This window comes from Streptococcus sp. DTU_2020_1000888_1_SI_GRL_NUU_041A (genome assembly GCF_032387735.1).
GTDB classification, from domain to species: Bacteria; Bacillota; Bacilli; order Lactobacillales; family Streptococcaceae; genus Streptococcus; species Streptococcus sanguinis.
Genome location: NZ_CP135591.1, coordinates 1,893,894 through 1,906,522, shown reverse-complemented (window position 1 = coordinate 1,906,522; position 12,629 = coordinate 1,893,894). Strand labels below are relative to the sequence as shown.

Here is a 12,629-nt window from a genome sequence, read left to right as displayed (position 1 = left end):
AGGAAGGCCTTCCGTCTTATTTTCATTTCCTGTGCACTAAATTTAAAAATATGATATAATCAGATTTACTTATACATTTCGAGGAGAAAGAATCAATGGAAGACCCTGGCAGTCAGAATATTTTATGGCAAGCCTTACTACTGTTTATATTGACTTTGTTAAATGCCTTTTTCTCAGCCGCTGAGATGGCAATGGTATCGCTCAATCGGGCGCGTGTAGAGCAAAAGGCTGAAGAGGGCGACCTCAAATATAGTCGTCTCTTGGCGGTCTTAGAAAGCCCTAATAATTTCTTATCAACCATTCAGGTTGGGATTACAGTTATCAATATCCTGTCTGGAGCCAGCTTTGCGGATAATCTGGGGAAACTGTTCTCTTCTTGGATGGGAAATTCCGAAACCGCACGTGCTATCGGAACTTTCTTAGCTTTGGTCCTATTGACCTATATTTCTATTGTTTTGGGTGAGCTTTATCCTAAGCGCATTGCCATGAACCTGAAAGACAATCTAGCTGTGCGGGCTGCTCCGGTTATTATTTTTCTTGGCAAGATTGTCAGTCCCTTCGTTTGGTTGCTGTCAGCGTCGACTAATCTACTGAGTCGGATAACCCCGATGAAGTTTGATGATGCAGACGAAAAGATGACTCGGGATGAGATTGAATATATGCTGACTAATAGTGAGGAGACCTTGGATGCAGATGAGATTGAGATGCTGCAGGGGATTTTCTCTCTGGATGAGCTGATGGCGCGTGAACTGATGGTGCCGCGGACGGATGCCTTTATGGTGGACATCCAGGACGATACCAAAGAAATTATCGAAAGCATTCTCAAACAGAGCTTCTCGCGGATTCCTGTCTATGATGGAGACAAGGACAATGTCATCGGTCTGATTCATACAAAGCGACTGCTCAATGAAGGATTCGTCAATGGTTTTGACAATATCGTTCTGCGCAAGATCCTTCAGGAGCCGCTCTTTGTACCGGAAACCATGTTTGTTGATGATTTGCTTAAGGAGCTACGCAATACGCAAAATCAAATGGCGATTCTTTTGGATGAGTATGGTGGTATGGCTGGTCTGGTCACACTGGAAGACCTCTTGGAGGAGATTGTCGGTGAGATCGACGATGAGACTGACAAGGCTGAAATCGAAGTCCATGAAATCGGCGAGAATACCTACATCGTATTAGGAACCATGACCCTCAATGACTTTAATGAATATTTTGAAGTTGAAATTGAAAGCGACGATGTGGATACGATAGCTGGTTATTACTTGACTTGTGTAGGGACTATTCCAGATCCGAAGGAACGCATTAGCTATGAAGTCGAAAGTCAGAATAAGCAACTCATTTTAACCAATGACAAGGTAAAAAATGGCCGTGTTACGAAGGTTAAGGTTGAAATTTCAGAAATTGTTGAAGAAGCAGAAAAGGCTGAGAAATAAACTCAGCCTTTTAAGTTTCCTTCAAGTTTTTTATAAGTCTGTCTTAAGTTTCTGGGATTATACTAATACCATCAAAATAGAAATGAGGACAGTCCAATGACATCTAAAGTTAGCCTATATGATAAGCAAGTATTGACATTCTCTCAGGCGCAAAAGTAAGAAAGGAAGTAATAAGAATCAGTAACGTTTAAAAAGCAGCAGAAGCCCTTAACTAATTTTTTCATATAAATCTCCTAAAACAAGTAAAAAGAAATTTTGAGGCTCTTTGTCGCTCCAAAACAAAGCAGCCTTAGACTACTCATAAAAGAAACCACCTCTGCCAACTGGAAGGCAGAGGTGGTTTTGTGGTCTGGATGGAACTCAAGGTTATTCTTTCTGACGCTTAGCGAAATCCACAAAGCGAAATTTGTCTAGCTTGTGACGGCTCTCGGTATATTGAAACTGGCGGCCGTCTGCCAGATAGACCTGGGATTTGACAGAGACGACCTGCTGATCCTTGCCTAGGTCCATGAGAATCTTGTCTCGGTCATTGGCGTGGTCAATGGTAAATTCCTTTTTGGCATAGGCAATGTTAAGTTTTAAGTCATTTTCCAAATAAGCATAAATGGACTGCTCAGCGATTTCCCTTGTCAAGTCAGGGACGATTCCCTTGTCTAAATAGTCAATATCTAAGACAGAGGCGACTTGGTCTACAACGCGCTGACGGACGATTCGCCAAACCAGTCGGTAGGGAGGGAAACCAGTGATGTCGGACAGTTTCTGATCTACGGTAATCTTTTCCAAGCTGACAACATTGGTTTTGGACTGCATATTATTCTGCTTGACTACTTCTTGATAGCTGGTCAGCTTAGACACAGGAAAGTCAAACTGTTCATGCTTGATGACTTTGGAACCCTGTCCGCGGACTTTTTCAATCAATCCTTCTTCCTGCAGCAGGGCCAGAGCCTTGCGCACCGTGTCGCGGCTAACCTGGTAGTCTTCTGTCAGCTGATGTTCACTGGGCAAGAAGTCTCCGACTGCATAACGTTCCTCTAAAATATCTTTCTCAATCTGTTTGAATAATTGTTTGTATTTCTTCATCATAAACTCCACTTGTTTTCTTATTTGCATACAACATAGAAAATTTTATCAAAAATGAGGGATATTTTCAACAAACAACTTGCATACATCTTTGGAATCGATTACAATAATTTGTAGAGATGTGTTGAAAAACCGACTCGTAAAAAATATAAGGAGAGTGCTGGATTCTCATTCAGCCAGTAGTCAAATGGGAAAATTTGAGAAGGAAGCTAAAGATCTGCTAGATGCAATCGGCGGCAAAGAGAATGTCACAGCAGTTAGCCATTGCGCAACGCGGATGCGCTTTGTACTTGGCGACGATCAAAAGGCAAATGTCAAGGCCATTGAGGCAATCCCAGTGGTCAAGGGGACTTTCACAAATGCTGGGCAATTCCAAGTCATCATTGGAAATGATGTGCCAATCTTTTACAATGACTTCACTGCTGTATCAGGTATTGAGGGAGTATCAAAAGAAGCAGCCAAGTCTGCTGCCAAGAGCAAGCAAAATCCCCTTCAGCGGGTTATGGCCACTCTGGCGGAAATTTTTACACCCTTGATTCCAGCCTTGATTGTCGGAGGGTTAATCCTTGGCTTCCGCAATGTCCTTGAGGGCGTGCATATTGAAGCTTTGGGTAGAAAGATTGTTGACGGAGTTGCACAAGTAAAAAATGGACAACCGGTTTATAATACAATTGTGGATGTGTCCAAATTCTGGAGCAATGTTAATGACTTTCTTTGGCTGCCGGCACAAGCAGTCTTCCACTTCTTACCAGTGGGGATTACTTGGTCTATCTCCCGTAAGATGGGAACCAGTCAGATTCTTGGGATTGTCTTAGGGATTTGTTTGGTTTCTCCACATTTGCTGAATGCTTATGATGTAGCCAATACCTCTAAAGCTGTGATTGCTAAAGACTACACTTGGTATTTTGGGATACTTGAGTTTCACAAATATGGTTACCAAGGTCAGGTCATTCCGGCTCTCTTGTCTGGTCTGTCTCTCTCTTACTTAGAAATTTTCTGGCGTAAACGGATTCCGGAAGTGATTTCTATGATTTTTGTTCCTTTGCTTTCTCTGCTTCCAGCTTTGATTTTGGCCCACACGGTTTTAGGTCCTTTTGGCTGGTGGGTTGGACAAGGCATGTCTAAGTTCGTATTTCTTGGTTTGACAGGTCCATTCAAATGGTTGTTTGGTGCAGTATTTGGTGCCCTTTATGCTCCGTTTGTGATTACAGGTCTTCACCATATGACCAATGCCATTGATACACAGTTAGCCAATGATTATGGTGGAACAGCTCTTTGGCCCATGATTGCTCTGTCTAATATTGCTCAAGGTTCGGCTGTATTTGCCTACTATCTCATGCATCGTCGTGATGAAAGAGAGGCACAAATTTCGCTTCCAGCAACCATTTCAGCTTACCTTGGAGTTACTGAGCCAGCTCTCTTCGGGGTCAATGTCAAGTACGTTTATCCATTTGTGGCGGGGATGATTGGTTCGTCTATTGCCGGAGTCTTGTCCCTTAGCTTTAATGTTACAGCAACTGGTATTGGTGTCGGAGGCTTACCAGCTATCCTTTCTATTCAAGCAAACTACTGGCTTCCTTTCCTTCTAGTTATGCTTGTAGCAATCCTTGTACCAATGTTCCTGACCTTCTTCTTCCACAAGACAGACTTCTTGACGAAGACAGAGGAAGATCCAGAATTGCAGGCAGAGTTTGCAGCCCAGGAAGAGGCAGAATTTGCCGGGCCATCCAAAGCCGAGTCATCTCCAGAGGTGAAAGCAGCTGATTCATCAGCTCCTGTAACGATTACTAGTCCGCTGGCAGGAGAAGTCAAAGAATTAAGTCAGGCAACAGATCCTGTCTTTGCACAAGGTTTGATGGGGCGTGGAGTTGTCATTGTTCCTAGCCAAGGTGAGTTGGTTTCACCAGTCAATGGTAGAGTAACAGTCTTCTTCCCAACCAAGCATGCCATCGGCATCTTGTCAGATGAAGGTGTTGAAATCCTGATGCATATCGGAATGGACACTGTTAATCTGGAGGGCAAAGGCTTTGAAGGTTATGTATCTCAAGGAGATAAGGTCAAGGTTGGCGACAAACTCATTTCCTTTGATATAGACATGATCAAGAAAGCAGGCTATGTAACAGAAACACCAGTCATCATTACGAACTCAGACAAGTATCAGGTGGAGGTGCTTGAACAACTTCCTCGGGTAGTTGAGCGAGGCAATCAGTTGATGAACGCTCAGCCACTTTAAAGAAAAATGAAATGACTTATAGAAAGGGACGGTGCTTTAAAATCTGTCCCTTTTCTCAAAAAAGGAGAAAATATGACACTTGATAAAACAAAGGTTGTCTACCAAATTTATCCAAAATCTTTTAAAGACACAACTGGCAACGGTTTGGGAGATTTTCGCGGGATTATTGAAAAACTTCCTTACCTGAAAGAGCTGGGAGTGGATATGATCTGGCTCAATCCTTTCTATCCGAGTCCGCAACGGGACAATGGTTATGATATTTCTGACTATACTGCGGTAGACCTTATCTTTGGAGATATGGCAGATTTTGAAGAGATGGTCAAGGTTGGCCAGCAGCATGGGATTGACTTTATGCTGGATATGGTTCTAAATCACTGTTCGATTGAACATGAGTGGTTCCAAAAGGCTCTGGCTGGGGATTCCTACTATCAGGACTTCTTTATCCTGCGGGATGAGCCAACGGACTGGCTGTCCAAGTTTGGCGGCAGTGCCTGGGCACCATTTGGGGATACGGGCAAATATTATCTGCATCTCTATGATGTGACTCAAGCTGATCTTAACTGGCGCAACCCCAATGTTCGTCAAGAGCTCTTCAAGGTGGTGAATTTTTGGCGAGATAAAGGAGTCAATGGCTTCCGCTTTGATGTCATCAACGTCATCGGAAAAGATGAAGTGCTGACGGACTGTCCAGAGCAGGAGGGCAAGCCAGCCTATACCGATAAGCCAATCGTCCATGACTATCTGCGTATGATGAACGAAGCAACTTTTGGGCAGGACGATTCCTTTATGACGGTTGGCGAAATGAGTGCAACGACGATTGAAAACTGCATCCTTTACACCGCACCAGACCGGCAGGAGCTATCTATGGCTTTTAATTTCCATCATCTCAAGGTGGACTATGAAGCTGGACAGAAGTGGACGCTTAAGGCTTTTGACTTTGAAGAGTTAAAACGCCTCTTCCATACTTGGGGCAAGGAAATGAGCGAACACGACGGTTGGTCGGCCCTCTTTTGGAACAACCATGATCAGCCGCGAGCTCTCAACCGCTTTGTCGATGTAGAGAATTTCCGCAATGAAGGGGCAACCATGTTGGCAGCCAGTATTCATCTGTCGCGCGGGACGCCTTATATCTACATGGGGGAGGAAATTGGAATGGTGGACCCTGACTACGACTCCATGGAAGATTATGTAGATGTCGAGTCTCTCAATGCTTACCAGAGTCTGCTTGCTGAAGGGCAATCGCCAGAGGCAGCCTTCAGGATTATCAAGGCTAAATCTCGTGATAATTCTCGGACGCCTATGCAGTGGGATGATTCAGTCAATGCAGGTTTTACAACAGGAACTCCATGGCTGAAGGCGGGCAAATCCTATCCTCTCATCAATGTGGAAAATGAAATCAAGGGCCCGATTTTTACCTTTTATCAGAAATTGATTGGCTTGCGTAAGGAATTGCCTATCATCGCAGAGGGCAGCTATCAGCCAGCCTATGAGGACAGTCCTCAGGTTTATGCCTTTGAGCGGGAGTGGCAAGGACACAAACTTTTAGTACTTAACAACTTCTATACTGATCCGATTACAGTGGACATCCTGCCGGATTATCAAAATGGTCAGGTTCTCCTATCCAATTACGGCAAGACTCAGATTGACCATGTGATGACCTTGCAGCCATATGAAACCTTGGCTATCTTGGTGGAGGAATAAATCATTCTAAAAGAATCTGGAAAGGACTTTCAGATTCTTTCAGATTGAAGACAAAGTCCAAAGAACAGAAGTTTCTAAGGGCTTTGTCTTCAATCTGAGCAGCCCTTATGGGGCTGTTTTTTTCAATGAAAGGAGATCTTATGTTTAGAAAAATTTTTGACACCAAGAAACCGCAACGCTCTAGTGACCGATTCAAGTCCCTGATACATACCCTATCTAGTATGAATGAGCAGGATTTAGCAAAAGTAGAGAAATTACTTGAACTCTAAATGCTTATGTTTCTCTTGACTGCCAATTCAAACCCCATCTCCCTCGATGTAGAGGACTTTGGGTTTCCTTAACGTTTCTGACAAAGCAGAGCTACTTTGAGCTATCTTCTCAGCCACATCCTGCGTGATGCGATGGACGGTCTGGTGGCTCATGGAAATATCAGTCAAGAGTTCTAAAGTCTCAATTGTGTAAAACGCTTTCTAAAATGTTACAATTAATATAGAAATATTTTTATAGGAGGTCTAAGATGAAAAAAATAGGGCTTCATTATTGGAAATTATTGAAGGATAAACGATTTTAAGAAGATAAAAGAGAAGTGGTTTGTCTCGCTTTTATTTATCAGAAATAGGACCGTTTTTATAAGTAACTTTACTTTAAGAAATGTAATTTAGGAAAGTTTGAAATATTTCTAAAACAGTCACAAGAAATTTTATGCTAAAAGAAAAATTACGGAGGAAGTTTTACAGTGAAAAAGTTACCATATTATCAACCAGATTTACAGTTGCTAATTCATGAATTAAAAAATTGCAGTAGGATTATTGATGAAGAACACGAACTGTATAAATTCTTAATTACGTATTTCGCTGCTTCAGCAACTGAAAATACTGGATGTCTACTTCCAGAAAAATATAGAAAATTCAAGAGAGATTCATTACAGAGCAGAGGAATGCAGCTCATTGGTCAAATTCTAGATGAATTACATTTTTTAGATTTAGATATACCTTCGACATTTACGTTAACAAATTCAGGTATTAAGCAAGTTATTGAATATATCAATGAAGAGTTAGACAGAAAAATTCAGGAAGAATTGGTATTGTATCGAAAAGAAAGTTTATTGCTTAATTTAACATTGTTGGCAAGTGTTTTAAGTAAAATTACTATATATTTAAATACCGATTATAAGGCGACAGTACCTGATGGAATAGATGAACTGATAGTTTCTTTTAATTCGATAAAGTCATATATATTTTTTGATCCGCGTGTCTTTTTAGGTGAATTAAAGTCTACGTTAGAACATATACTTAATCGACTGCTTTTAACTGGAGAACAGGAATATCGTCAAAACTCTCGTAAAGTAGAAATAAACTATACTGGCTTATGTAGCCTATTTGAACTATTCTTTGCGAAGATACTTCTGGATTCGTATATTGATTTGTTACCTTTTGTTAATAAGGATGAGCGTGATGAGATTTCATTTTCAAAGGAAAAAGGTATTTCTCTACCAAATAGAATTCTTGAAAACTTTACAAACTATATCGTTGATACACGAGACGAAGAACTTATCATTGGCGATAAAAAAATTGAGGTAATTTTGAAATATTTACAACAAGTAAAAAATATATCGCCAAATATTTTAAATAATTATCTCTCACAGCCTGATGAGAATAGAGCCTTAAAACTTGAAAATATTTATTTAAGTTTATGTGAAAAAAATCTCATTATTAGCGATTTCTCAATGAATCAATCTCTTTCGACTGATGACTCTAAATTAGTGATTGAAAATCTAACTTTAAATAATAAGAGTTTCTACGAGAGTATGCCCATAAACAGTATCATTGGGGAACCGAATATGAGACTATTTAGAGCACCAGTGCTTGAGTTTTCAGAGATAGATATTCTTCCAACGTTTTCATTTTTAGAATCAGCTAAATATTTTCCTTATCGAATATTGAGAAGTGATATTCTTAATAAGAAGAATGGGAAGACATGGACAACACTAATACGAAAAAATTTTGATGAAAGATTACTACCGGAGTTTAAAAAAATTGCAGAAAGCTACGATAGGGATTGTAAAATAAATTATTACCTTAATCAGTCAAAGATTGATGGGATTAAGGCATTAGTAAAAAATAATTCCTTAATTGAGGAGTTGGATTTAGTTTTTATTTACAATAATACTTTATATACTTATGATTTAAAAAATTATGGACTTGCCAGAAATGTAAAACAATGTAAAAGTATAGTTAATTCACAGATATATAAAGAGTTTGCAAAATTAAATAAATTAAAATCTACGATTTTATCAAATAAATTGTTGTTTCAGAAAGAGTTTGGTCAATTTGATACCGTAGAAATAGGCGTAGTCACCGTTAATACTACACCATATAAGTATTTCAAAAATGGTAGAGTGTATTCTATTCCAGAACTTAGAAAAAATCCCAATCTATTAATTTCTTAAAAAACTGGAAGATAGTAATTTGAAAATAGAAAAAAGTTTTCTTAACACTTTATAAAATATTTAAAAATAATTTTCGAGAGCTTCGGCTCTCTCAGACCAAAGACAAACATTCCAAATGGTGTTTGTCTTCAATCTGAAAGAATCTGGAAAAAATTCCAGATTCTTTTTTATGTGTTGGGCCAGTCTAGGCAAGTATTTTTCTGAAGTAAGAGAAACTAATACAGAATTTTAAGAAAGCCTTTGCAAAATTTGATTCTTTTCTTTATAATAAAAATTAAATAGGATAATATACATTTATACAGAAAAGGAGAAATTCATGAAAAAACAAGTTTCTTACAGGCAGCTCTTTCCTACAGTGGTCTTGCTAGCTGCTTTTCTGTCCCTGCTTTTTTCTGTCCAACTGGTCGGAGCAGAAGAAGCAGTAAGTTCGTCGACTTCAGATGCGGCAGCTCTTACAGAGAATCCACCTGTAAGTGATGCGTCGGTTGCCAGTCAAGCAGAGAGTGCATCAGCAGAATCAGGAGAGCCAAAGGCAGCTTCTACAGAGGCAGTGGAAAAGGAAGGCCAAGTTCCTGCTGCAGCACAAGTTGCTGCTAGCGGACCAGAAGCTGTGCCCAATGTGGGAACCATTCAGGGAGAATCACAAACCTCTCCCTATGAGGACAAGGAAGTCCAAGTTTCCAATGTAGTTGTGACGAAAACAGACCGCTATGGTTTTTATGTTCAAGACGTGACTCCTGATGGAAATAGCAGGACTTCTGATGCTCTTTATGTTGTTTCTAAAGAAAAAGTCGATGTCGGAGACAAACTTAGTCTTGAAGGACGCGTCAAAGAAGGCTACATGGAAGATCTCAGCGTTCGTCAGGGACAAACTTTCAACAAGCCCAGTGGTAGTTTGACAGTTACCATGCTGATGGCTTCCAAGGTGACCAAGGAAGGGAAAACTGACTTACCTGATCCAGTTGACATCGTGGCTAATATGCCTCAGGATACGGTCGATAACGATATTAATAATTATCAGCCTCAAAGTGAAGCGTTGGACTACTGGGAAAGTTTGGAAGGAATGTTGACGACGGTGAAGAGGCCACGCGTTTTAGGCCCGCAGTACCGTGGAGACATTTATCTCTTACCTGAAGGCTACCAAGCCCAACCATTAAACAATATCGGAGGTCTCAATCTTCGTCCAAACGCTCAAAATACAGCAACCATTCCAGTCTATGTTGGCAATAAATTCATTGCCAAGGCCAAGGATTATTTCAATGGTGATGTGGTCGGAGTCGTGACCTATCGTGGGAAGATTTACAAGTTGGAGCCGACTCAGCTGCCTGATTTGGTGGACGGTGGCTTGCAGAGACAGGTCTCTCCTATCTATCCAAGCGAAGACAAGCTGACTATTGCTTCCTACAATATCGAGAATTTTTCTGCTAATGCTAAAAAAGGTGAAACACCTGAGGAAAAAGTGACTAGAATCGCTAATTCCTTTATCAATGAAATCCACAGTCCAGATATCATCACGCTCATCGAGGTTCAAGATGAGAATGGCAGTGTCAATGACGGAACGACCAGCGGTGTCAAAAGCGGCGAGAAACTAGCGGCTCGTATCAAAGAACTGGGCGGAAAAACTTACAAGTACACTGAAGTTGCACCACTTGACGGTCAAGATGGCGGCAAGCCTGGCTCTAATATCCGCGTGGCCTTTCTTTACGATCCAAATCGGGTGAAGTTAGTCGAAAAAGAAGCCGGTACGAGTGACGAAGCAGCTAGCTTTTCCGGTGGCCATTTGGTTAAGAATCCTGCCCGGATTGCTCCAACAAATCCAGCCTTTACCAAGGTTCGTAAATCCTTGGCAGCGGAGTTTGAATTTAAGGGCCAGAATATCGTCGTTATTGTCAATCATTTGAAGTCCAAGATTGGGGATGATGCCGTTTATGGCTCTGCTCAGCCAGCAGTTCAGCATACGCAGGCAGCCCGAATTGAGCAGGCTAAAATTTTAAATAGCTTTGTTCAGGAAGGACTGAGACAAAATCCTAACCTTAAGTTTGTGCTGACTGGTGATTTTAACGATTTTGAATTTTCCGAAACGGCTAAAGCACTGGCGGGTAATGAACTGATTAATCTTATGCAGGAGCATGATGCGGCTGACCGTTATTCCTATTTCTACCGCGGCAGCAACCAAAGCTTGGACAATATTTTTATTTCGAAGAACCTGGCAGGCAAGGCAGTCTTTGCGCCTGTCCATATCAATGCCTCTTTCATGGAGGAACATGGCAGAGCATCAGACCATGATCCGGTAGTGGTGCAGCTGGACTTTTCTAAGGATGTTGCAGCTTCAACATCTGACAGTTCCCAACCGTCTCAATCAACTGGACAATCTTCTGTAGCAGCAGAGCAAGGAGCTCCGTCTCAGACCAATCCTCCATCGTCCAATCAAACTAGACAAGGTCAGACAGTTGGCAGCAAGAAGAAGGGACTCCCGCAGACCGGCCAAAATAACAGTGGCTGGGCAGTCTTGGGATTGGCCTTGCTAATGTTTGCTTTTACTCTCAAAAAGAGAAGCAGAAATTAACTAAAATCAATTTAAAAAGTGAAATCAGGGTGGAATAAAGATTCTGCCCTGATTTTTTGCTTACCTGCTGCTTTCGCCCTAAAATTTCATCTGTTGTAAAACACTGAAAATGAAACTGAAAAACAGTTTGTTTTCTAAAAAATAGGCAAATTAAGTCTATTTTTGCTTTAATCATGTTATAATGTAGTTAGTTATAAAACGTTTTCAGAGTTAAGAGGTTGCGTCATGGTTGAAGAGAAAATTGAAGAAGCAGTTGATTATGGAAAGGTAACGGGCATGGTCCACTCCACCGAAAGTTTTGGAGCAGTTGATGGACCGGGTATCCGTTTTATTGTTTTTTTGCAAGGCTGTCACATGCGCTGCCAGTATTGCCATAATCCAGACACATGGGAGATGGAGACCAACAAATCTCAGCTGCGGACAGTGGATGATGTCTTGCAAGAAGCTCTCCGTTACAAGGGCTTCTGGGGCAATAAAGGCGGTATCACTGTCAGCGGAGGAGAAGCCTTGCTGCAGATTGATTTTCTGATTGCCTTGTTTACCAAGGCTAAGGAACTGGGTATCCACTGTACCTTGGATACCTGTGCCCTTCCTTTTAGAAATACGCCTCGCTATCTGAAAAAATTTGACAAGCTTATGGCAGTGACGGATTTAGTCTTGCTAGATATCAAGGAGATTAACGAAGAACAGCACAAAATTGTGACCAGCCAGACCAACAAGAATATCTTGGCTTGTGCCAAGTACCTGTCTGACATTGGAAAGCCAGTTTGGATACGCCATGTCTTGGTGCCGGGATTGACCGACCGTGATGATGACCTGATTGAGCTAGGTAAATTTGTAAAAACTCTGAAGAATGTTGATAAGTTTGAAATTCTACCTTACCATACTATGGGAGAATTCAAATGGCGGGAGCTGGGCATCCCTTACAAGCTGGAAGGGGTTAAGCCTCCGACAGCTGATCGGGTCAAGAATGCTAAGGAGCTCATGCAGACTGAATCCTATACAGAGTATATGAATCGGGTGCATAATAGCTAATCTACTTTGAGTATGAATTAATGGGCTGGTGGGCTGACCAGTCCATTTTTCTTAAGAAAATGTCCTTCTGCTTTTGTGAAATGCCTGTAATTGTGGTAAAATAAATGCAATAAGTTTATATAAAAGAAG

The 12,629-nt window shown here is 41.1% G+C and carries 8 protein-coding genes; 6 read left to right on the top strand and 2 right to left on the bottom strand.

Features of this window, described 5'->3' with window-relative positions; all coding sequences use genetic code 11:
• The first annotated feature begins 95 nt into the window (after window positions 1-95).
• Window positions 96-1,436 carry a hemolysin family protein gene (locus RSK81_RS09400; RefSeq protein ID WP_004190628.1) on the top strand — a complete coding sequence of 447 codons (1,341 nt, stop codon included), beginning with the start codon at window positions 96-98 and terminating at the stop codon, window positions 1,434-1,436.
• A 366-nt stretch (window positions 1,437-1,802) separates the two neighbouring features.
• Here the strand turns inward: RSK81_RS09400 and treR are convergent, their stop codons facing one another.
• The gene (treR, locus tag RSK81_RS09395) at window positions 1,803-2,516 is read right to left on the bottom strand and encodes a trehalose operon repressor (protein ID WP_023916584.1); all 714 of its coding nucleotides are present in this window, start codon (window positions 2,514-2,516) and stop codon (window positions 1,803-1,805) included.
• Between the two features lie 187 nt (window positions 2,517-2,703).
• Here treR and treP point away from each other — a divergent pair, with 187 nt between their 5' ends.
• Entirely contained in the window at window positions 2,704-4,749 is a 2,046-nt protein-coding gene (gene treP, locus RSK81_RS09390; protein WP_032915425.1) for a PTS system trehalose-specific EIIBC component, read from the top strand.
• 72 nt (window positions 4,750-4,821) lie between these two features.
• The gene (gene treC, locus RSK81_RS09385; RefSeq protein ID WP_002923588.1) at window positions 4,822-6,450 is read left to right on the top strand and encodes an alpha,alpha-phosphotrehalase; all 1,629 of its coding nucleotides are present in this window, start codon (window positions 4,822-4,824) and stop codon (window positions 6,448-6,450) included.
• A gap of 296 nt (window positions 6,451-6,746) precedes the next feature.
• Here the strand turns inward: treC and RSK81_RS09380 are convergent, their stop codons facing one another.
• On the bottom strand, window positions 6,747-6,887 hold the full coding sequence (locus RSK81_RS09380) for a hypothetical protein (RefSeq protein ID WP_002923591.1): 141 nt from the start codon (window positions 6,885-6,887) through the stop codon (window positions 6,747-6,749).
• Window positions 6,888-7,186: 299 nt separating this feature from the next.
• On the opposite strand from RSK81_RS09380, the gene RSK81_RS09375 reads away from it, so the two are divergent.
• The 3 genes from RSK81_RS09375 to pflA all read left to right on the top strand — a co-directional run bounded on the left by RSK81_RS09375 (window position 7,187) and on the right by pflA (window position 12,500).
• Window positions 7,187-8,899, top strand: coding sequence for a hypothetical protein (locus RSK81_RS09375; RefSeq protein WP_002923593.1), 1,713 nt, complete (start codon window positions 7,187-7,189; stop codon window positions 8,897-8,899).
• Window positions 8,900-9,215: 316 nt separating this feature from the next.
• Window positions 9,216-11,465: an endonuclease/exonuclease/phosphatase family protein gene (locus RSK81_RS09370; RefSeq protein ID WP_002934230.1), complete on the top strand. Its 2,250-nt coding sequence runs from the start codon at window positions 9,216-9,218 to the stop codon at window positions 11,463-11,465.
• Between the two features lie 225 nt (window positions 11,466-11,690).
• Entirely contained in the window at window positions 11,691-12,500 is an 810-nt protein-coding gene (gene pflA / locus RSK81_RS09365; RefSeq protein WP_002905907.1) for a pyruvate formate-lyase-activating protein, read from the top strand.
• The last annotated feature ends 129 nt before the right edge of the window (window positions 12,501-12,629 follow it).